The sequence below is a fragment of the Thioalkalivibrio sp. ALE17 genome, from assembly GCF_000425605.1.
Lineage (GTDB): Bacteria > Pseudomonadota > Gammaproteobacteria > Ectothiorhodospirales > Ectothiorhodospiraceae > Thioalkalivibrio.
In genome coordinates, this window is the sequence record NZ_AUDT01000007.1 from 1 (window position 1) to 20,676 (window position 20,676).

At 68.1% G+C, this 20,676-nt stretch carries 23 protein-coding genes; 14 read left to right on the top strand and 9 right to left on the bottom strand.

All coding sequences use genetic code 11. From position 1 onward, the window contains the following. Nucleotides 1-316: 316 nt before the first annotated feature. On the bottom strand, nucleotides 317-853 hold the full coding sequence (locus H609_RS0106130; protein WP_028484551.1) for an Hsp20/alpha crystallin family protein: 537 nt from the start codon (nucleotides 851-853) through the stop codon (nucleotides 317-319). 80 nt (nucleotides 854-933) lie between these two features. Continuing rightward, complete coding sequence (amrS, locus tag H609_RS0106135; protein WP_028484552.1) at nucleotides 934-2,040, bottom strand: AmmeMemoRadiSam system radical SAM enzyme; 1,107 nt, start codon at nucleotides 2,038-2,040, stop codon at nucleotides 934-936. A gap of 85 nt (nucleotides 2,041-2,125) precedes the next feature. Between amrS and amrB the strand changes: the two genes are divergently transcribed. The 4 genes from amrB (at nucleotide 2,126) to H609_RS0106155 (ending at nucleotide 5,189) form a co-directional block, all read left to right on the top strand. Continuing rightward, nucleotides 2,126-2,926: an AmmeMemoRadiSam system protein B gene (gene amrB / locus H609_RS0106140; RefSeq protein WP_028484553.1), complete on the top strand. Its 801-nt coding sequence runs from the start codon at nucleotides 2,126-2,128 to the stop codon at nucleotides 2,924-2,926. Next, nucleotides 2,923-3,501 carry an AmmeMemoRadiSam system protein A gene (amrA, locus tag H609_RS0106145; protein WP_028484554.1) on the top strand — a complete coding sequence of 193 codons (579 nt, stop codon included), beginning with the start codon at nucleotides 2,923-2,925 and terminating at the stop codon, nucleotides 3,499-3,501. Before amrB ends, amrA begins: the two co-directional genes overlap by 4 nt. Continuing rightward, nucleotides 3,491-4,105: a rhomboid family intramembrane serine protease gene (locus tag H609_RS0106150; protein WP_028484555.1), complete on the top strand. Its 615-nt coding sequence runs from the start codon at nucleotides 3,491-3,493 to the stop codon at nucleotides 4,103-4,105. Before amrA ends, H609_RS0106150 begins: the two co-directional genes overlap by 11 nt. A gap of 73 nt (nucleotides 4,106-4,178) precedes the next feature. After that, nucleotides 4,179-5,189 (top strand): adenosine deaminase, encoded by a 1,011-nt coding sequence (locus H609_RS0106155; protein WP_028484556.1) that lies wholly within the window; start codon nucleotides 4,179-4,181, stop codon nucleotides 5,187-5,189. Between the two features lie 18 nt (nucleotides 5,190-5,207). Here H609_RS0106155 and H609_RS0106160 read toward each other — a convergent pair whose 3' ends face one another. Then, nucleotides 5,208-5,696, bottom strand: coding sequence for a PleD family two-component system response regulator (locus H609_RS0106160; protein WP_018877607.1), 489 nt, complete (start codon nucleotides 5,694-5,696; stop codon nucleotides 5,208-5,210). Nucleotides 5,697-5,938: 242 nt separating this feature from the next. On the opposite strand from H609_RS0106160, the gene H609_RS0106165 reads away from it, so the two are divergent. After that, nucleotides 5,939-7,300: a diguanylate cyclase gene (locus H609_RS0106165; RefSeq protein WP_028484557.1), complete on the top strand. Its 1,362-nt coding sequence runs from the start codon at nucleotides 5,939-5,941 to the stop codon at nucleotides 7,298-7,300. Nucleotides 7,301-7,660: 360 nt separating this feature from the next. On the opposite strand, the gene H609_RS0106170 is transcribed toward H609_RS0106165, so the two are convergent. Then, nucleotides 7,661-8,122 carry an RT0821/Lpp0805 family surface protein gene (locus tag H609_RS0106170; RefSeq protein ID WP_018866108.1) on the bottom strand — a complete coding sequence of 154 codons (462 nt, stop codon included), beginning with the start codon at nucleotides 8,120-8,122 and terminating at the stop codon, nucleotides 7,661-7,663. 102 nt (nucleotides 8,123-8,224) lie between these two features. After that, nucleotides 8,225-9,745, bottom strand: coding sequence for an AAA family ATPase (locus H609_RS0106175; protein WP_018866107.1), 1,521 nt, complete (start codon nucleotides 9,743-9,745; stop codon nucleotides 8,225-8,227). Nucleotides 9,746-9,880: 135 nt separating this feature from the next. On the opposite strand from H609_RS0106175, the gene H609_RS0106180 reads away from it, so the two are divergent. The 3 genes from H609_RS0106180 (at nucleotide 9,881) to H609_RS0106190 (ending at nucleotide 11,876) form a co-directional block, all read left to right on the top strand. Further along, nucleotides 9,881-10,573 (top strand): VTT domain-containing protein, encoded by a 693-nt coding sequence (locus tag H609_RS0106180; RefSeq protein ID WP_028484558.1) that lies wholly within the window; start codon nucleotides 9,881-9,883, stop codon nucleotides 10,571-10,573. A 121-nt stretch (nucleotides 10,574-10,694) separates the two neighbouring features. Then, nucleotides 10,695-11,438 (top strand): class I SAM-dependent methyltransferase, encoded by a 744-nt coding sequence (locus tag H609_RS0106185; RefSeq protein ID WP_018866105.1) that lies wholly within the window; start codon nucleotides 10,695-10,697, stop codon nucleotides 11,436-11,438. A gap of 117 nt (nucleotides 11,439-11,555) precedes the next feature. Next, entirely contained in the window at nucleotides 11,556-11,876 is a 321-nt protein-coding gene (locus H609_RS0106190) for a hypothetical protein (RefSeq protein ID WP_018866104.1), read from the top strand. An 18-nt stretch (nucleotides 11,877-11,894) separates the two neighbouring features. Here the strand turns inward: H609_RS0106190 and H609_RS0106195 are convergent, their stop codons facing one another. After that, complete coding sequence (locus H609_RS0106195; RefSeq protein ID WP_018866103.1) at nucleotides 11,895-13,331, bottom strand: diguanylate cyclase; 1,437 nt, start codon at nucleotides 13,329-13,331, stop codon at nucleotides 11,895-11,897. A 170-nt stretch (nucleotides 13,332-13,501) separates the two neighbouring features. Here H609_RS0106195 and H609_RS0106200 point away from each other — a divergent pair, with 170 nt between their 5' ends. Together H609_RS0106200 and H609_RS0106205 are read left to right on the top strand one after the other, a co-directional pair. After that, nucleotides 13,502-14,515, top strand: coding sequence for an MDR family oxidoreductase (locus tag H609_RS0106200; RefSeq protein WP_028484559.1), 1,014 nt, complete (start codon nucleotides 13,502-13,504; stop codon nucleotides 14,513-14,515). A 58-nt stretch (nucleotides 14,516-14,573) separates the two neighbouring features. Beyond that, the gene (locus H609_RS0106205) at nucleotides 14,574-14,924 is read left to right on the top strand and encodes a hypothetical protein (RefSeq protein ID WP_018866101.1); all 351 of its coding nucleotides are present in this window, start codon (nucleotides 14,574-14,576) and stop codon (nucleotides 14,922-14,924) included. A 38-nt stretch (nucleotides 14,925-14,962) separates the two neighbouring features. Here the strand turns inward: H609_RS0106205 and trxC are convergent, their stop codons facing one another. Beyond that, a complete protein-coding gene (trxC, locus tag H609_RS0106210; RefSeq protein ID WP_028484560.1) occupies nucleotides 14,963-15,397 on the bottom strand; it encodes a thioredoxin TrxC in 435 nt (144 codons plus the stop codon). Between the two features lie 35 nt (nucleotides 15,398-15,432). Further along, nucleotides 15,433-15,990: a hypothetical protein gene (locus H609_RS0106215; RefSeq protein WP_018881119.1), complete on the bottom strand. Its 558-nt coding sequence runs from the start codon at nucleotides 15,988-15,990 to the stop codon at nucleotides 15,433-15,435. A gap of 144 nt (nucleotides 15,991-16,134) precedes the next feature. Between H609_RS0106215 and H609_RS0106220 the strand changes: the two genes are divergently transcribed. Together H609_RS0106220 and H609_RS0106225 are read left to right on the top strand one after the other, a co-directional pair. Then, nucleotides 16,135-17,046 carry a patatin-like phospholipase family protein gene (locus tag H609_RS0106220; protein WP_018866098.1) on the top strand — a complete coding sequence of 304 codons (912 nt, stop codon included), beginning with the start codon at nucleotides 16,135-16,137 and terminating at the stop codon, nucleotides 17,044-17,046. A 50-nt stretch (nucleotides 17,047-17,096) separates the two neighbouring features. Then, on the top strand, nucleotides 17,097-18,053 hold the full coding sequence (locus tag H609_RS0106225; protein WP_018866097.1) for a pentapeptide repeat-containing protein: 957 nt from the start codon (nucleotides 17,097-17,099) through the stop codon (nucleotides 18,051-18,053). Here the strand turns inward: H609_RS0106225 and H609_RS13350 are convergent. Further along, on the bottom strand, nucleotides 18,050-18,256 hold the full coding sequence (locus H609_RS13350; protein WP_018866096.1) for a hypothetical protein: 207 nt from the start codon (nucleotides 18,254-18,256) through the stop codon (nucleotides 18,050-18,052). The genes H609_RS0106225 and H609_RS13350 overlap by 4 nt on opposite strands. A gap of 134 nt (nucleotides 18,257-18,390) precedes the next feature. Here H609_RS13350 and H609_RS0106235 point away from each other — a divergent pair, with 134 nt between their 5' ends. Further along, the gene (locus H609_RS0106235; RefSeq protein WP_028484561.1) at nucleotides 18,391-19,947 is read left to right on the top strand and encodes an EAL domain-containing protein; all 1,557 of its coding nucleotides are present in this window, start codon (nucleotides 18,391-18,393) and stop codon (nucleotides 19,945-19,947) included. A 7-nt stretch (nucleotides 19,948-19,954) separates the two neighbouring features. Next, the gene (locus H609_RS0106240) at nucleotides 19,955-20,671 is read left to right on the top strand and encodes a hypothetical protein (protein WP_018866094.1); all 717 of its coding nucleotides are present in this window, start codon (nucleotides 19,955-19,957) and stop codon (nucleotides 20,669-20,671) included. Nucleotides 20,672-20,676 lie beyond the last annotated feature (5 nt).

Genomic DNA, 20,676 nt, shown 5'->3' on the forward strand with positions numbered 1-20,676 from the left:
GTAAGCCTACAAAAACGGAGAAGCGAACGCGTTATTACGTACCCAACCCTCGATTGCGCAAGCGATTGAGCATGATGGCAACGGGAGCGATCCCGGTGGGGGCCAGTCCGATCATTGCGAAGCACCTCGAGTGCGTGACCTCGCTGGGACCCTCCACCCGCGGAATCCATCCGGGACCGTGGCGAATGAAAGCCGCACACGCAGTCCGAATGTACGGGAGCAATCGTCGCCCCGAAACCATCACTCAAACGCTTGGCAAACCGGGGGCGTCCATGTACGTAATGACGACCGCAGCCGCCGTGGAGCCTGCGACTGATCAGGAGCCAATGTCGATCCGGCGCACTCCCGGCCGCGCGTCCTCCGCACGGCGGGGGATGTCGATCGTCAGCACGCCGTTTTTGAACCGCGCCTGGATCGCATCGACATCCGCATCCCCCGGCAGGCTGAGGATCCGGCGGAACTGCCCGTAGGCCCGCTCGACCCGATGATAGCCCTGGTCTTCTTCTTTGGTCTCCTGGCGCTTCTCGCCGGAGATGATCAGGTCATCGCCGTCCACCGTCAGGTCGATCGCATCCTCCTCGATGCCCGGTACCTCGACGGTGATCCGGTACGCCTTGCGACTCTCGGCAATATCCACACTGGGCTTGAGCAGCAGCGAGGCCGCGTCACGCTCGCGCCCGCCGAGAGCGGCACCGAAGAAGTCCTCGAACATCCGGTCCATCTCCCGGTGCATGCGCATCAGCGGATCACGCATGGGCACCTCCGACATCTCGCCACGGGCCGGAACCACCTCCGGGTTCGCCGCCTCCTCGCGCTTGAACCAGTTCCACGGCTTGAGCTTTTGCAGGTCCATGATCATCACCTCCGGTAGAAATCCAACCCTGTCTAGCGAATTAACTAGGTCGCCCAAAGGGACTTTTCAAGCCCGGTGAATCAAGCCCTTCGAAAGTCGGCCAGCCGCACCGACTGCCGCCGGGCACCCCAGGTGCCGGGGCGGGACTCGAAGACACCCGGGACCGATGCCCCGCAGGCGTTGCAACAGCCATCGACGGTCAGATTCCAGTCCGACAGTTCATACCAGTCGCGCCCGATCAGGCGTTGCCCGCACCCCGCACACCAGGTGCTCTGGCCGTCCGCATCGTGCACATTACCCGTGTACACGTGATGCAGGCCCTGCTCGCGGGCGATCCGGCGTGCCCGCTGCAGGGTCTCGATCGGCGTGCGCCGGTGTTCCGTCATCTTGAAATCCGGATGGAAGGCCGTGAAGTGCAGCGGCACATCCGGGCCCAGGTGTTCCAGGATCCATTGCGCCATCGACGTAATCTCCGCGTCGCTGTCGTTCTCGCCGGGGATCAGCAACGTGGTGATCTCGACCCAGGTATCGGTCTCGTGCACCAGCCACTCCAGGGTGTCGAGCACCGGCTGCAGATGAGCCCCGGTCAGCTTGTGGTAGAAGCGCTCGGTGAACGCCTTCAGATCCACGTTCGCCGCGTCCATGGCGGCAAAGAACTCGCCGCGAGCCTGTTCGGTGATGTAACCGGCGGTGACCGCCACCGAGCGGATGTCCCGCGCACGGCAGGCAGCCGCGACGTCGATGGCGTATTCATGGAAGATCACCGGGTCGTTGTAGGTGAAGGCCACCGCGCGGCAACCCAGCGCCTCGGCCGCGCGGGCGATGGTCTCGGGATCGGCACGGTCCGCCAGGGTGTCGATCTCGCGCGACTTGCTGATATCCCAGTTCTGGCAGAACTTGCAGGCCAGGTTGCAGCCCGCCGTACCGAACGAGAGCACCGGGCTGCCCGGCAGGAAGTGGTTCAGCGGCTTCTTCTCGATCGGGTCGACACAGTAGCCGGAGGAGCGCCCGTAGCTGGTCAGCACCACGGCATCGTCGAGATTGGCGCGGACAAAGCAGGCCCCGCGCTGCCCGGGCTTCAGCTTGCAGTAGCGCGGGCACAGGTCGCATTGCACGCGGCCATCCTCCAGGCTGTGCCAGTAGCGCGTGGCCACCGTGAAGGCGTCATGTTCAGGGGTGTCGTTCATATCCGGTCCGGCTCGTGGTTCATGCCCTTGAATATGAGGCCGAAACCCCGATATTCAACGACATAATGTCCGACGGAGACCTCCAATGAGCGCCCCGCTCCGCGTCCGCGAGCCCGCTATCGCGGGACAGTTCTACCCGGCCGACCCCGCCGAGCTGCGGGCCACGGTCACCCGGCTGCTGGATGCCGTCCGGCCGGCACCCGACGCGGCGCCGCCCAAGGCCCTGATCGCCCCGCACGCCGGCTACCCCTACTCCGGCCCGGTGGCGGCCTCGGCTTATGCCCGCATCCGCCCGCTGGCGGGCCGCATCCGGCGCGTGGTGCTGCTGGGCCCGTCGCATCGCGTGCCCTTCCACGGGATCGCGACCACCACGGTCACGGCCTACCGCAGCCCCCTGGGCGACGTCCCCGTGGATCACAAGGCGCTGGACACCATCGCGGGGCTGCCCGGCGTCCAGGCACTCGACCTCGCACACGCCCCGGAACACAGCCTGGAGGCGCACCTGCCGTTCCTGCAGGTGGCCCTGGGGGCCTTCGAGCTGGTACCGCTGGTGGTCGGGGATGCCCCCGCGGAACAGGTTGCGAACGTACTGGAACGCCTGTGGGGCGGCCCGGAGACCCTCATCGTGGTCAGCTCGGATCTCTCCCATTTCCATGACTACGCCACCGCGCGCCGGCTGGATACCGCCACCACCCGGGCAATCGAACGCCTGGATGCGCACGCGCTGGGCCCGGAACAGGCCTGCGGCTGCCGCCCCCTGGCGGGTCTGTTGCGTCTGGCGCGGCAGCGGGGTCTCGCCATTACCACTCTGGACCAGCGCAACTCCGGCGACACCGCCGGCCCGCGCGACCAGGTGGTCGGCTACGGCGCGTGGATGCTGCAATGACGCCCGTCATCGACCTGTCCGCGCCGGCGCGTGAGCGCCTGCTGCAACTCGCAGCGGACGCCATCCACCGGGCCGCGCACGACCATGCCTCCGACGGTATCGCGCTCGCGGAGGAGCCCGCCCCGCTTGCCGACCCGGGCGCCAGCTTCGTGACCCTAAAGCGGGGGGATGCCCTGCGCGGCTGTATCGGCAGCCTGGAGGCCCATCGCCCCCTGGCCACGGATGTCCAGCACAACGCCCGGGCCGCCGCCCTCCATGATCCGCGCTTTCCCCGCCTGCGCCCGGAGGAACTCGTCGGGCTCGAGTATTCGGTGACCCTGCTAAGCGCCGCGCACCCCGTGGATGCCCCGCATCGAGAGGCCCTGCTGCAGCAGTTGCAGCCCGAGCGCGATGGCCTGGTCATCCAGGCCGGGACGCGGTGGGCGACCTTCCTGCCCGCGGTGTGGGAGCAACTGCCCGCTCCCGAGGCCTTCCTCGACGCGCTGCTGCAAAAGGCCGGGCTTGCGCCCGGCGGCTGGCCGGAGGGTCTTCAGGTCTGGCGCTACGGTACGCGGGAGTTCGCCGGTGAACTTTGAACCCAGCATGACGCTGTACCTGATCGTCGCCACGGTCGTGGTCTCGCTGCTCGCATGGCAGAACCCGCGCTGGCTGCACGCGATGATCCATCACCCGCCGTCCGTACAGCGCGGCCAGTACTGGCGCCTGGTGACCCACGGCTTCATCCATGCCGACGGCACCCATCTCGCGTTCAACATGATCACGCTGTTCTTCTTCGGCATGGCCATGGAGCGCGTGCTGGTGCCCGAGATCGGCATGGGTGGCTTCGTCCTGTTCTATCTGGCCGCCATCGTGCTGGCCAGCCTGCCCAGCCACCTGCGGCATCTGCGCGACCCGAGCTACCGCTCCCTGGGGGCCTCGGGCGCGGTGTCCGCGGTGCTGTTCGCCTACATCCTGCTCCAGCCGTGGTCCCTGCTGTTCGTGTTCTTCATCCCGGTCCCGGCCATCGTGTTCGCCGCGGTCTATGTCGGCTACTCGCTCTACGCCCAGCGGCAGAACCGCGACAACATCAACCACAGCGCCCATCTGTGGGGTGGCGCCTGGGGCGTGGCCTTCATGCTCTGGCTGGAGCCCGGCCTGCTGGCCCGGTTCTTCCACGAGCTGCTCGCGCCCCTCGGCTGACCCGGGGTACTTGCGGCCCGGACGCCGCCGGCCTAGTTTCAGCGGCTGTCGATACCCAGGGACCGGACCCGCCATGCAAGATGCCATCGCCACCCTGCCCAAGGTCGAGCTGCATCTGCACATCGAGGGCACGCTGGAGCCCGAGCTGATGTTCGCCCTGGCCGAGCGCAACGGGGTCGAGCTGCCGTACGCCTCGGTCGAGCACGTGCGCGCGGCCTACCAGTTCCACGACCTGCAGTCCTTCCTGGACATCTACTACGCCGGCGCCCGCGTGCTGCTGACCGAGCAGGACTTCTACGACCTGACCTGGGCCTACCTCGAACGCTGCCAGGCGGATCACGTCCACCACACCGAGATCTTCTTCGATCCGCAGACGCACACCGAGCGCGGCGTGGCATTCGCGACCGTCATCGACGGCATCCGCCGGGCGCTCGCCGATGGCGAGCGCGAACTCGGCATTACCAGCCGGCTGATCCTCTGCTTCCTGCGTCATCTGAGTGCGGACGCGGCCATGGAGACCCTGGAGACGGCCCTGCCGTGGCGCGAACACATCCATGCGGTCGGCCTCGATTCGGCCGAGCTGGGCAACCCGCCCGAGCGCTTCCAGGCGGTGTTCGACCGGGCCCGTGCCGAGGGCTTCCCCGCGGTGGCCCATGCCGGTGAGGAAGGCCCGCCGGAATACATCTGGCAGGCACTGGACGGGCTGCAGGTCGCGCGCATCGACCACGGGGTGCAGGCCGAACAGGACCCGGCGCTGATGGAGCGCCTGGCCCGCGACCGGATCCCGCTCACGGTCTGTCCGCTGTCCAACATCAAGCTGTGCGTCTTCGACCGCCTGGAAGACCACAACCTGAAACGCCTGATGGACGCCGGGCTGTGCGTCACCATCAATTCGGACGACCCGGCCTATTTCGGCGGCTATGTGGGGGAAAACTTCCGCGCGACCGCCCAAGCCCTGCAACTGGGTCCCGACGACCTGGAACGCCTCGCGCGCAACGCCATCGACGCCGCGTTCCTGGAGCCCGAAGCACAGCAGCGTCTGCACGGCGAGATCGACGCCTGGCGCACCCGTCTCGCGGACTGACGGCGCTCGACGACTTCTCTACCCGGAAAACCGGAGCGGACGCGCCGGCAGGCGACCCTGCTCCACCAGGCGCTCGATCCGCGAGAAGACCTCGCCGCGACCGAAGGGTTTCTTCATGAAGTCATCGGAGCCGATGCGATCGAGGAAGAACTGCTCCACCGCGTCCTCGTTGCCGCTGATCATGATCACCGGCACCTTCGCGGTCACCGGGTCCCGGCGCAGCTGACGCAGCATGGCAAACCCGGTCATCCCGGGCAGGATGATGTCGAGAAAGATCAGGTCCGGCGGGTTCTCGCGGGCCAGCGCCAGGGCCTGCTCGGCATCGCCGGCCCCCACCGGCTCCATCTCGTTTTGCCGTAGCATGCTGGAGAGCAGTGCGACCACGGTGCGCGAATCATCCACCACCAGCACACGCAGCCCGCGCGCGGCCTCCCGGCGTGCCTTCCTGCGCCGTTCGCCAGCCTTGCCAAAACGCAGCAGACTCCCCATTCGCTGCAGATAGCTCATGCCGGACTCCCTTCCTGATCCATAGGCTAGGCGCGCTCGCCCGCCTGGCTGCATTGTTCCTCCCCCCGCAGGCCCTGTCCACCGCGCCCGTTGCTTCGGTTTGAACAGCAGCGCAAAGGCGCGCATCATCCGGGTTTTCGTGCGGATGCCTGAACGGAGTCGGAACCCGCCATGAAGACCAATACAGCCCGGCCACAGCCCACGCGCGCGCCCCTGCGGCGCCCGGCCGCGGGAGGCCCGGCATGAAGATCCTCGTCGTCGACCGCTCGCGGGTCTTCCGGGCGCTGTGGAGCCGCATGGTCCTGGCCGCCGGGCACAAGCCGATCATGGCCAGCAGCGGGGCCGAAGGGCTTGCCCGCATCGAGGAAAACGACCTGGAACTGGTCTGCGCCTCGATCACCCTGCCCGACATGACCGGCGTGGAATTCTGCCGCCAGGCCCGTGCCAGGGCCGCCGGCCATGACCTGCCCCTGATCCTGCTTACGACCCAGCACGACCACGACATCCGCCGTCAGGCATTCGAGGCCGGCGCCACCGACCTCCACGACAAGACCAACATCCGTGACCTGTTCCATCAGGCCGCGCGCTACGGGCGGCCGGTGGACCACGCCCACGAGGGGAACGTCCTGTACGTGGAGGACAGTCCCACCGTCGCCCGCGTGATGATCCGCATCCTCGAGGGAATGGGCCTGGAGGTCGCGCACTTCCGCAGCGCCGACGAGGCCCTGCAGGCCTTTGACCGGGGCACCTGGGACCTGGTGCTCTCCGACATCCTGGTGGAGGGCGAGATCAGCGGGATGGGGCTCGTCAGTCGGCTGCGCCAGCAGTTCCCCGACAAGACCAGCCTGCCTATCGTGGCCATGTCCGGCCTGGACGACCAGAACCGGCGCGCCGAACTCTTCCGCCTCGGCGTCAACGACTTCGTGACGAAACCCGTGCTGGAGGACGAGGTCCGCGCCCGCATCGGGAACCTGCTGGCCAACAAGCGGTTGTTCGAGGAGGTCCAGGACCAGCGCCAGAAGCTCTACGACATGGCAATGATCGATCCGCTGACCGGACTGCGTAACCGCAACGTCCTGGCCGAGTGCGCCGCGCGTTTCTTCGCCGAAGCCAACCAGAACGACATCCCGCTCAGCCTGATCCTGCTGGACATCGACCACTTCAAGCAGATCAACGACACCCATGGCCACCTGGTCGGGGACGAGGTCCTGGTCGGCGTCGGCGAACTCCTGCGCACCACCGGACGCGAGAGCGACGTGGCCCTGCGTTTCGGGGGCGAGGAATTCCTCCTGTTACTCCCGGAATGCGACCTGTTCGATGCCCACACCCGCGCGGAGGAGCTGCGCCAGCAGCTGCGTGAACTCGAACCCGCCGGGCTGACCATTACCGCAAGCTTCGGCGTCACCAGCCGCCCGGCCGGGCGCGAGGTCAGCATGAACGACCTCTTCCGGGTCGCCGACCAGGCCGTCTACCAGGCCAAGGGCGAAGGCCGCGACCGCGTGGTCTCGCGCACCCTGGACGGCCCGGGCAAAACCGACCTGCCGGACACCCCACCCGATTCTGCCCCGGGGGATGGACAGGCCAGCCCGCAACCCGTCAGCTAGGGAGACGCTGACTGAATCGCACGTCCGCGTTGGTGCCCCCCCAGTTGTTCGAGACAATCGTTCCGAGACAAGGCGCGTCGTACAGCGGGTAGTGGTTCTACCCGCCCGTTTTGGATGGATTCGGGGCGCAACGCAGGATCGGGCCATATTCATTCAGAATCGGGGGGCACCAACCCCACAAGCCATAGAAAGCAGGGGCTCGGCCGCCCGTTGGTGATCAAAAACGGGCGCGCGCGCAGCGTTGCGGTTCCCTTGTGCAGAATGACTGCACCGCGGTCACAGCGCCTTGTTCGCACGCAAAAGCGACTCGAGCGCGGACGTGCGATTCAATCAGCGTCTCCCAAGGTAGACACTGGCGTATCAGCCCTGGACGCGCCAGCTGCCATCCGCCTGCCGACAGGCCGTCCCGTACACCTGCTCGGTCTGGCCGCCAATCACCGCGTCAATGGTGTATTCGCGGCACGGGCCGGCCGTGGTCTCGTAGGTTCGGGTCGGCACCACGGTGTACTGATTGCCACTGTCGGGATTGACCCATCGCGAGGGCACGCCCGTGCGCACGCTCTCCAGGGTCTGGGCCGTCTTCAGGCGGTCCACCTCGTCCATGGACTGGCCCACCGAGCCACCGATCGCCGCACCGGCCAGGGTCCCGGCGATGATGGCGGCCGTGCGGCCACGTCCGGATCCGACCTGAGAACCGAGCACGCCGCCCAGCACGCCACCGATCACCATCCCGGCCTGCTCCTGCGAGCCCTGATAGGTCGCACAGCCGCCGAGCCCCAGGGTCGCCGCCAGGACGATCACGAAAGAAACATTGCGCCACATGAGCATTCCTCCACCGGCGACCCGACCCTGAACCCGCGGGGGACCGGCGCCGGCTTCGGCGTCCCCCTGCTCCGAGTATAGGCGGCCCGGCGAACCGGGCGGTCAGCCGGACGGCTTCGGCGGGGCTGCCGTCTCCGGCTTGGAGGCGTTGATCGCGCGCTGGAATACCCAGCTCTTGATCTCGCGGATCTGCTCCACCATGGTCCGCGACAGCGGTACCGTGTTGATCACGTTACGGATCACGTCGCGCTGGTTGAATACCCGGCCCTCCTGGTAGGCGTCGATGCGCGCCGATTTCACCGCCTGCTCGATCTCGGCCCCGCTCCAGTCCTCGGTACTGGCCGCCATGTAGTTCAGGTTGAAGTCCTCGAGGTGGCCGCCATGGCGCTCGATATGGATGCGCAGGATCTCCTTGCGCTCCTCCACGTTCGGCAGGTCGAGGAAGAACAACTGGTCAAAGCGCCCCTTGCGCATCAGCTCGGCCGGGAGCTGCTGGATACGGTTCGCGGTCGCCGCCACGAACACGCGTGGCGACTTCTCCTGCAGCCAGGTGAGGAAGCTCGAGAAAATATTCACATTGCCGGCGCTGCCGGCGGCGTGGCTGTCGAAGCCAAAGGCATTCTCCAGCTCGTCCACCCACAGCACCATGGGCGCGATTTCCTCCGCGATACGGGTGGCCCGGGCAAAGGCGTATTCCGGGGTGCCGAAACTGCCGGACAGCACCAGGCTCATGTCCAGCCGCACCAGCGGCAGCCCCCAGGCGGTGGCGATGGCCTTGGCGGCCATGCTCTTGCCACAGCCGCTGACCCCCATGAACAGCACCCCGGCGGGCAGCGGAACGTTGTCGTTCCAGGCCTTCTCGGTGAACAGGTCGGCGCGCGTGCGCACCCATTCCTTGAGATTCTCCAGGCCCCCGATGTCCTCCAGCGAGCGCTGTGGCGGATAGAACTCGAGACAGCTCTCCTTGCGCAGGATCTGGCCCTTCTCCTCCTGGATCTCGGCCAGCATCTCGGCCTCGGGCAGGGGCTGGCCGCGGAACAGCCGCGCGCTCAGATGCCCGACCTCGTTCAGGGACAACCCGCGCATCCCCGCCGCGAGGCGGAACAACTGCTCGCGCGGGATCGCCTCGGCGCCATGGGTGTGCTCGAGCTGCTCCAGCACCTCGGCCTCCGAGGGCAGGTCCACCTCGACCAGGAAGACCTCCTTTTTCAGGATCTCCGGCAGCTTCAGCAGCGGACAGCTGAGGAACACCACGTTGCGACCCTTCTTCAGCTGGTAGTAGAGATCGCGGACCCCGCGCACCAGTGCCGGGTTGTCGTCGAACCAGGTGGGCAGGTCCTTCAGCAGGACCATGCGCGGCGCTTCCGTCTCCCCTGCCGCCACCCGCGCCACCGCCGCGACCGGATCGGTGGTCGGCGCGCCCGGGGCATCGTGTTCGCCGAACCCGTGGCTCGCCGACCAGACCTCCAGGTGGCCATCCTCGCCGTAGAACGAGCGCGCGACCGAGCGCAGCAGCCGCTCCATGCGGTCCTCGTCCCAGCCCAGCAGGTAGAACACCGGATAACGCGACTTGAGCCCGCGCAGGATCTTGTGTGCCGTCCGGTTTTCCAGCTTCTTGCTCAATCCGTCGCTCCTTCGCGGTACCCCGCCGAGTGTACCCATCCATCGCGGCAATGCGAGGGAAACACGGATCATCCACGCCACCCGTGCGCATCGTCTACCCTGAGACCATCGTCCCGCCGCAGCCACGGAGAACCCATGCCGCCAGTCCACCACCGGATCACACGCGCCACCCTGGGGCGTGGCGTGCTGGTCCTGCTGATCGCGCTGGGCATCGGCAGCGCGCTGTGGATGGGGGACCCGGCCCGCCTGCTGGCCTGGGGCGAGACCTTCGCGGGCGGCCCCTGGGCCACCGCCGGGCTGGTGCTCCTGATGGCGCTGATGCTCGTCTTCGCCCTGCCGGGCACGCTGGTCATATGGCTGATTGCCCCGTTCCATCCGCCGCTGGTCGCCGTCGGCCTGTTGCTGATCGGCAGCACGAGTGGTGCCTGGGGGGCCTACCGGGTCGCCGCCCGCCTGGCGCGCACCGAACGCGATGGCCGCGAGGACAACTGGCTGACGGATTTCCTGCGGCGCCACGGCCACGTCGCCACGCAGATGGCGCTGCGGGTGTTCCCCGGTTTCCCGCATTCAATGATCAACTACGCCGGCGGGGCCCTCGGCCTGCCACTGGGCGGCTTCATGCTGGCGGCCGTGCTCGGCCTGGCCGTCAAGTGGGGCGTCTACGCCACCGCCATCCACGAGGCCACGGATGCCATCGCCACCGGCGAGGTCCTGCAGGCCCGGACCCTCCTGCCGCTGGTCGTCCTGGCGGTCTTCCTGTTGCTCGGCTCGGTGCTGCGCTACTGGATTCAGCGCCAGCACTCGCGCCGGCGGACGGGCCGACCATGACGGCGTACCCATGCGGTCGCCCCCCTCAAACCGAGAACGGTTTCCCGCTACACGCCCGCAAACCTGTCACCGTCCTCCAGGTTCGTTAGACTGTCGTCCCGCATTCCAGCACGCCCTCTACGTGACTCGAGAGCCCTCCCCACAACCCTGTTCGGACATCGGCGACGTCAATCAGCGTTTCTATGATGGCCTGTGGGCGGATACCCGCCTGGTAGCCCCCGAGCGCTTCAATACCTGGACCCTGGTCTCCAGTCTCGCGGCATCCCGTGAGCGCCGCCTCGAAGTGGGGCCCGGCATGCGCCCGCGACTGCCCATCGCGGACACCCACTTCGTCGACATCAGCCCGCCGGCCCTGGCCGCACTGGACCATCGGGGCGGTGTCACCCAGACCGCCCCGATCTCCGCCCTGCCCTATGCCGACGACCGCTTCGACCTGGTGTGCGCTCTGGACATCATCGAACACGTGGAGGACGACGAGGCGGCCCTTGGCGAACTCTCGCGGGTGGCCGCGCCCGGGGCCCGGGTGCTGCTTTCGACCCCGCTGCACCCGGAGTACTGGACCCCGTTCGACGACATCGTCGGCCACTACCGGCGCTACGAGCCGGCGCATCTGATCCAGCTACTCGAACGCCACGGGCTGACGATCGAACAAAGCGCGATCTTCGGGATGAAGCCGAAATCCTCGCGCCTCACCGATCTCGGGATGTGGTTCCTGCAGCGACACCGGCCCGTCGCCATGAAGGTCTACAACCGTTTCCTGATGCCGCTGGGCCTGCGCCTGCAGAAGCCGCTCGCACTGAGCCCCGGCATGGTGCCCACCGCGGGAGTGGAAGAGGTCTTCCTGGTCTGCCGCCGCGAACCCTGAGATCCGCCGGCCGCGCCCCGGGCCAGCCAAAAACCCGGCCTTTCCTCATGCCCGCTTGAAGGAACCACCCGCCCCGGCGTAATGTCTCCTGAAGCAAGACTCCCGAGAGACCATCCGATGCTCGATCTGCTGCGTTCACGTTCCACCTACCGCGATCAGCGCTTCCAGCTGTCCCTGCTGGTGCTGGCCACGGGCTTCGTGCTGACCGTGCAGAACCCCGAGGCACAGGAATCCGCCGCCGAGCTGTTCTCCAAGGTCGAGTTCCCGAATCTGGCCCAGGTCCAGGACATGCGGCCGCAATTGCCGCCGCCGTGGATGGAAGGCGACCAGTTCGTCAGCGAGGACAGCGAGTCCACACCCGTCGTACCCCTGCTGGAGCGCACCGACGCGCGCTCGCCCGACCCGCGCGAGCGCCCGACGCGCTCAACCGGCGAATAGCGACTCGGGCGCGGCCACTTACAGCCCCGCCGCGCAGACCCGGTTGCGCCCCTCGCGCTTGGCGCAGTAGAGCAGCCGGTCCGCCTCGCCCAGCAGAGCCTCCGGGGTCGTCGAACGCGCCCCGCTCACCGTACTGACGCCGAGACTGACCGTCACCGAAGCGGTCACGTTGTCCGGATGTTCCAGTTTCAGGGCCTCCACCTCGCGGCGCACCCGCTCGCCGACCGCGCGGGCACCCTCCAGCGTAGTGTCCGGCAGGATGCAGGCAAATTCCTCACCCCCGTAGCGCGCAACCAGATCCGTGGGCCGGTGGGCCGCTTCCCGCAGCACCCGGGCTACCCGGCGCAGGCAGTCGTCCCCGCGCTGATGCCCGAAGCGGTCGTTATACGGCTTGAAGTGGTCGATATCGATCATCAGCAGTGCCAGATTCACCTCGCGGCGAGAGCGGCATTCGCGCTCCAGCACGGCGTCGAATTCGCGTCGGTTCGCCAGCCCGGTCAGGCCATCCACCCGCGCCTGGCGCGCCAGCTCGGCCTCCGCCTGCTTGCGGGCGAACGTTCCGGCGATGATGTCGGCCACCACCTGCAGGGTGGCGATCTCTTCGGGGCTCCATTCGCAGCGCCGGTTCACCGAGTCGAAACCCAGCATGCCGAAGGCGTTCTGATCACTGATCAGCGGGATCAGCAACAGGGACTCGATCATCTGGCGGCGGAACTCGGCCTGCTCCACCGCGGCCTCCGGGGGGAGGTCGTCCACATCGGGCACGTGCACGGTATCGCGGCGCCGGATGTGACCGGTCACCCACCCATGGGACTCCATGGGAATGCCCTGCATCTGGTCGAGGAACGGCTGGACGCCGGGGGCACACCACTCATGCACCAGGTCCATGGTCGCCCCGTCCGGACGGAACCGGATCACATAGGCACGGCCCGTCTGGAAGAACTCGCCGAGGTCCCGAAGTACCTCCGTTACGGCCGCGTCCACTGCGTCCGCCGCGAGGTCGGCGAACCGGGCGGAGATCGCGGACACCAACGCCTGCAGCCGCTGCTGGCGCTGGGCCCTTGCCTCCAGGTGCTTGCGGCGGGTGATGTCCTCGGCGATCGCACTGGCCCCGATGAGCGTGCCGTCATCATCGAAAAACCGCTGGGCCGCCCACGACAGCGTGCGCGCCTCGCCGCTGCGCGTCCGGATCGTGGTCTCCAGACCCGCAATCTCGCGCCCGTCGCGAATGATGGCCTCCACCTCCTCCTGGATCGCCGCGCGATAGTCAGCGTCGGGGTAAAGCCATTCCCAGATCGCGGCATGCCCCACGACGTCCTCGCGCCGATAGCCGCTGATCCGCTCCGCCGCGCGATTCCAGAGCGTCACCCGCCCCTCGGTGTCCAGGGTGTTCACCCACACCGGGGCATGCTCGATGATCAGGGTGTGGAAACGCGTGTGGAGATCGTCCGCCATGGCCATCCTCGCACAGGGATACCTGTCGGCACGCACCGCGCAATCGTTCGACGGAGCCCGTCCACGATGCTCGCCCATACTCTGGAGGGTAGCAACATTCCCGCCGCGCGGGTCCCGCGCTCGCACCTTTGTTAGGCTCTCCGTCCCATCCGTACACCACGCCAGACCGCATGACCGATACCTTCAAGGCCCTGATCCTCGAACACACGCCCGATGGACCGCGGGCGACAATCCGCCCACTCCAGCTCGATGACCTGCCCGCCGGCGAGGTCCTGCTGCGGGTGCACTATTCCGGGCTGAACTACAAGGACGGCATGATCCTGCAGGGCCAGGGGAACCTGGTCCGGGACTACCCGCACGTGCCGGGCATCGACCTGGCCGGCACGGTCCTCGAGTCCGCGGACCCACGCTACCGCCCGGGCGACCCCGTTGTGCTGACCGGCTACCGAGTGGGCGAGACCCACTGGGGCGGCTACGCCGAACGCGCCCGCGTGCAGGCGGACTGGCTCGTCCCGCTGCCTGCGGGCTACAACGCTCGCCAGGCCATGGCCGCGGGCACCGCCGGCTTTACCGCCATGCTGGCGATCCAGGCCCTGGAGGACCACGGCCTGCAGCCGGACGCCGGCGAGGTCCTGGTCACGGGTGCCTCCGGCGGCGTGGGCAGTATCGCCGTACGTCTGCTGGCCCGCCTGGGCTACACGGTCACCGCCGTCACCGGCGGCGCGGAGAACGCCGACTACCTGCAACAGCTGGGTGCGTCGACGATCCTGCCCCGCGCCGACCTGGCCGATGCCCCGACCAAGCCCTTGCTGTGCGAACGCTGGGCCGGCTGCGTTGACACGGTGGGGGGCGACATGCTGGCCCATGTACTCGCCGGCATGGGCTATGGAACCTCGGTGGCGGCCTGCGGCCTGGCCGGGGGGCCACAGCTCAAGACCACGGTCCTGCCGTTCCTGTTGCGCGGCATCAACCTGCTGGGGATCGACTCGGTGCTGTGCCCCGCCGAACGACGGCGAGAGACCTGGGAACGCCTGGCCGCATTGCTCCCCGGCCACGATCTGGAGGCGATGGCCACCGAGATCGGGCTGGACGACCTGCCGCATTACGGCGAGCAGATCCTCGCCGGACAGATTCGGGGACGCACGGTAGTGCGCCTGGATCCACAAGTCGCCAGCGACTCCTGATATCCCCGGGCCACCTCGAACCGGCTATGCTCGCGGACAGACCACCCCGGAGATCCCCATGACCGTACTCGCGTCCCGCCTGAAGTCCATCCGCGACCGCCTCGCCGAACTGGAAGCCATGGCCCGGGAGGACCGAGCGGAGGCCGCCCACCGCCTCACCGCCGAACTGACGCGGGAACTCAATCAGGCGCTGGAGGAGGCCTCCGGCTCCACGGACGGCGAGCCCGCGCCGACATCCGGCGAACCCCGTCCGCCGCGCGACCCGGTCGAGAAATGCCCGCGCTGCACCCTGCGCAGTTTCACCTTCCAGGACGGCACCATCCGCGAACGCCCGGACGAACCGGGACACTTCGAGGCCCAGTACCAGTGCATGAGCTGCGGCCACGAGGCCTGGCGCCGACTGGGCTAGCAAACACGGGCCGCTGGACGCCGGGCCCGGACCAACGTCTACACCTGCCCCCGCGTCCAGCGCACGATATCCGCCGCGCCCATGGCCCCCGCCTGGCGGGCCAGCTCGCGGCCGCCGCGGAACAGCGCCAGCGTCGGGATGCTGCGGATCCCGAACTGCTGCCCCAGATCGGGTGCTGCCTCGGTGTTCACCTTGGCCAGCCGCACGGTGGGCTCCAGCTCCCCCGCCGCCTGCCGAAACTGCGGCGCCATCATCTTGCAGGGACCACACCAGGGCGCCCAGAAATCGACCAGCAGCGGGATATCGTTGCGCTCGACGTGCCGCCGGAAATTCGTGCTCGTCAGTTCCGCCGGTTCGCCGGCGAACAATGGCTGGTGACACTGGCCACACTTCGCCCCGGCGCCAAGGCGCGCGGCGGGGATTCGATTGACCGCATCGCAATGCGGACACACCACATGCAGAGACTCACTCACAGCAGCACCTCGCCATTACCACCCGACGGACCACTTCATTCTACTCCGCGCCGCGGCAGCAACCACCCGAATAGAAGATGGGTCAACCACCAGACCCCGGTACAAAAAGCCATCACCACGCCCAGCCACGTGACCGGATGCATCCACTCCTGGACCTGACCGCCCGGCCCCAGGACCCAGTTCACGTTGTTCTCGGGGTCCGCCAGCGCAAAGGTCAGCAGCAGGATGGCCCAGCCCAGAATCGCCATGTAGCGCCAGGCACGCGGGTCGTAACCCAGGCGCCAGACCAGCCAGATCAGCACGAACGGCAGCGGCAGGTGGTACAGCGACAGCAGGCGCACGAACAACGGAATCTCCGGGTTGAACATGTAGTGCACGATGCCCAGCGGCGCCCAGCCCCAGACCAGCATGCTCAGCAGGAAGTCCAGCACCCAGCCCAGCTCCAGCAGCACCACGGCCACCAGCATCATGCTGGCCAGGCGACGGCTCTCCAGCCAGGCCGCGAGCAGCCCGCCCAGCAGCGCGACGTTGGAAAACCACAGGAAATTGAACCACCCGTGCACGGCCGCGTAGATCGGCACCAGCACCAGCACAAAGGCGAGATAGGCCCACTTGAACCCGCGGGGAATCCTGTCGGCCCGCGCACTCGAATACCCTGATTCCAAAAGGCTTGCCCCCGGATGCATTCCGGCTCAGGGTAGCAGGATGCACCTCACGATTCGGAAGTACGCCACCCCATGAAGCCGCTGCTGGTCCTGCTCCTCGCCCTGTTGCTGTCCGCCGCGCCGGCGCCTCTGATGGCGGAGCGCGCCGATTCGTCATCGCCAACCATCGGGCTGGCGCTGGGCTCGGGCGGCGCCGGCGGCCTGGCGCATATCGCCATCCTCCAGGTGTTCGACGACCTCGAGATGCACCCCGACCGCATCACCGGCACCAGCATCGGGGCCGTGATCGGCGGGCTGTATGCCGCTGGGCTGGATGCTGAAGAGATCCTGGACCTGTTCGATGACTTCGCCGGGTCCGAACTCGACGCCCTCACCGGGCTGGCCCGCTCCGACATCAAGCTGCTGGACCTGGTCCCGCTGCGGCTGGGCCGCAACGCCCTGTTCGACTCCAGCGAATTCCTGCGCTTTCTCGCCGATCACACCGAGGCCCGTGACTTCGACGACCTGCGCATCCCGTTCTCCGTGGTGGCCACCGACTTCCGCAGTGGGGACAGCGTGGTGATCGACGAGGGCGACCTCTTCGCCGCCATCGGCGCGAGCATGGCCGTTCCGGGACTGTTCGAACCGGTGCAACATGGCGATGACCGCTACCTGATCGACGGAGGCGCCTCCAACCCGCTGCCCTACGACCTGCTCCAGGGCCAGTACGACTATGTCATCGCCGTGGATGTCTCCGGCAACGGCGCGCAGAACGACACCGAGGACATCGGCATCACGGACCTGCTGTTCAAGAGCTTCAGCATCATGCAGGGTTCCATCATCCGCCACATGACCCGGCTGGATCCGCCCGATCTTTACCTCGTCCCGGACACCGGCGGCATCCGCCTGCTGCACTTCAACCGCATTGACGAGATCCTCGAAAAGGCACAGCCCGCCGCCGACGAACTGCGCGAGCAGCTCGAGTCCCGGGGGCATGCCCTATAATCGCGGCATCGGTCGCAACGGAGGCGACCCCGCGGGAATCCAGGAGCAGCGTGGCCCACGACCCCCCCAATCCCTCGCCCGATCCCAACGACCCGTTACCGGAACCCGGCGACGGGCGCCATGAACTGTGGTTCACCCGGCGCGGCGGGCAGGTCTGCGGCCCCTACCCCCAGCGCTCCATCGGCCGCTTCCTGATCCTGGGCCGCCTGTGCCCGGATGACGAGGTCAGTCGCGACGGCGAGACCTGGTGGCGGATCGACCAGCGCCCGCACCTGATCCCCGAAGAGCTGCAGAACGCCCACACCCCGGAGGGTCGCGAACGCCTGGAGCAGGCGCGCCTGCGCGAAGACGAACGCCGCCGCGAGCGGCGTCACGACGACCCGCCGCCCGAGATCCGCGACCGCCGCAAGGGCGACCGCCGCTGCCCGGAATCACCGGAGACCCTCTCTCACCGCCAGCAATGGGCCGAGATCCTGGAACAACCGCCACCGCCCTGGAGCGGCTGGATCCGCGGGCCGCGCCCCTGGATCGTGGGCGGCTCCGCGGTTGCGCTGGCCCTCGCGCTGCTCATCGGTTTCGGCATCACGCTCGAACGCGACCCGGGACCGGACTGCGCAGCGGCACCGGCGCCCGGCATCAACTGGAACTACTGTGACCGAGCCGGCGCCGACCTGCGTGGCGTCGACCTGACGGGCGCATCCCTGCACAACACCCGCCTGGCCGGCGCGCGCTTGCACGGTGCCCGCCTCACGGACGCCGATCTGCGCTTCGCCGATCTCACCCTGACCAGCCTGGAGGGTGCGGATCTCGCCGGCGCCAACCTGACCGGGGCCGACCTGATCCGGGCGCACCTGGTCGACGCCAACCTCGAGGACGCCAATCTCGCGCATGCCAACCTGACCGGGGCCGACCTCGCGGGCGCACGCCTGGACGGGGCCCGGCTCGGGCGCAGCATCTGGACCGATGGCCGCATCTGCGCCCGCGACTCCGTCGGGACCTGCGACTAGCCCCGATCTCCCTGCGCACCCACTTCGGACTCCAGGTCGATCCCCAGTTCCCGGGCGACTTCCGCCCAGTAGGGTTCCGCCTCGCAGGAACAGCAGTCACAGGACGCGGTCACGCCTTCGTGCATGCTGAGGCGGCTGCGCGGCGCGGCAACAGCGGCTTCGGCCCGTGTTCCGGGCTGGGTGGGTTCCGTCTTCGTGTTCATCGGGCACCCCCGAACCGACTGGTATCCCTTCGAGCATAGACGGCTCCGAATGCCGCGCCAAAGCGCCGCGCCCGCCCCGGAATTCGTCCGGGCGCATGCTAAGCTTCAACTGTCCCGCCTCTTCCACGGCCACCATGATCACACGACGCGACAAGGTCCTGCTCTCGGTCTCGGTCGCGGCCCTGCTCGGCATCCTGCTGCCGCTCGCCGCCCTGGCCTGGTTCCTCTGGCAGGAGTCCGTGGTGGCGGAGGAAAAACGCCTGGCCGAACTCGCCCAGCGCCTGGGCGAAGGGACCGAGGCGACCCTGGTCGATGCCCGCGACCTGCTGGACACCCTGAACCAGCTGGAGATGGAGCCCTGCTCGCCGGAACACCTGGAACACCTGCAGGATGTGGCGATGGCCCGGCCGCATGTACGGGCCATCGGCTACTGGCGCGCGGCGGAACGCCAGTGCGGGGCCGGGTTCGTCCAGGGCGAGGCCCTGACTCCACCCCGAGCCAGCCGCATCTACGACAGTGGGGTCATCGCCTGGTGGCCGAGCGCGGCAACCGCCGTGGGCGGTGTCGAGCTGTTCCTGATGCGCTTCGGACAGCACGACGTGGCCATCGACCCGCGGCTGCTGATGCCCCCCGGCCTGCTGGACAGCCAGCAGGTTGGCCTGTGGGTCGAAGGCCTGCCCATGACACGCCATCCAGGCGACGCGGACCTCCCGTCGCCCGAAGCCACGCCCACCGGTCTCAGCGTCGACCGTGCCGCGGGGCGCCTGGTCAGCCACTTCTCCCTGGATACGATCTTCCCCATCGACATCATCGCGGCGCAGCCGCTGGCGGCCTTCTGGGACCGCTATCTGCCGACCCTTGTCGTGGCCGGGGTCTTCGGGCTGCTGCTGGTGGTATTGTGGCTGCTCCTGGTCGTGCACTACCTGCGGCGGCGCCTGAGCCTCGCCAACGAGTTGCGCGAGGCCATCGCCCGCGACCGCCTGAGCGTGGAATACCAGCCCATCGTCGACCTCGCCGATGGCCGCTGCCGGGGAGCGGAGGCCCTCGCACGCTGGCACCGCGAGGGCGACGAGACCATTCGTCCGGATGTGTTCGTACCCCTGGCCGAGGACACCGGACAGGCCACCGACCTGACCCTCGCGATCCTGCGCGCCATCCTCCACGACCTGGGGGATCATCTGCGGGCGCATACCGAACAGACTATCAACCTCAACATTACCGGCCACGACCTGGCCTCCGATCGCTTCGGGGACGCCCTGCGCAAGGCCCTGCGCGAGGCCGGCGTTGCCCCCGCCTCGATCAAGCTGGAACTGACCGAACGCTCCCTGCTGAACGAAGACACCGTACGCGGCCGCCTGCGGGAACTGCGCGGGCGCGGGCACCGCATCGCCATCGACGACTTTGGCACAGGATATTCAAGTCTTTCCTATCTGGAACATTTCGAACTGGATACACTGAAGATCGACAAGACCTTCGCCGATGCCATCGCCCACGAGGCGGTAACCAGCAGCGTGATCGGCCACATCATCGAGATGGCCCGTTCCCTGAAGCTGCACATCGTCGCCGAAGGCATCGAATCGCCCCACCAGGCCGAATGGCTGCGCCAGCAGGGCGTGGACGGCGGACAGGGCTACCTGTACAGCCGCCCCCTGCCCGCTCAGGCCTTCCTGGACTGGTGCCGCAACCACTGAGGAGAGCATGCCCAATATCCCCACCCCGCGCCTGCCGGGACGCGCCCTGACACTGGCCCTGCTGCTGGCGGCAACCGCCACCGGCTGCGGCCTGTTGCCGGTAGAACAGGAACGCCCGGCCGCGACCGAGGACCGCCCCGCCACGACCGCCGAGCCGGCCACCGACCCGGACGGGGCCGCGGACACCCCTGCGGCCGACGAGGCCACGCCCGAGGAACCCTCGGCCGCGGCGCTGAGCCTGGCCACCTCCAAGCACGCGGAAAGCGAACGCCGCGTGGCCCTGCGCGAGCAGGGCCACGAGACGCTGGAGCCGGCCCGCGTGGGCTACTACGTGGATGTCCTCGGCGCCCGGCTGCGCCAGGAGCTGGCCGGGCAGCCCGCCACCATCGAGCACCGGGACGCGGGCATCCACGTCACCCTGAACGAAGGCAACGGCCAGGCCCGTGCGCTGGACACCATTGGTCACCTGCTCCACGAATTTCGCGCCAGCCTGATCACCCTCGTGGCCTATCGCGACGGCCCGGACCCCGACTCCGACGACGGCGCGGAGACCCCCGCCGCAGGCGATGCCCTGAACGCGGGCAAGCGCCTGCAGGATGCCGGCGTGGCACCCGAGCGGCTGGTACTGCGCAGTATGGGTACCGGTACAGTGAACACGAACCCGGGCAGCCCCGTCCGGACCCCGCGCCTCGAGCTGCTGATCCAGCCACTCACAACAAGCTGAAAGAC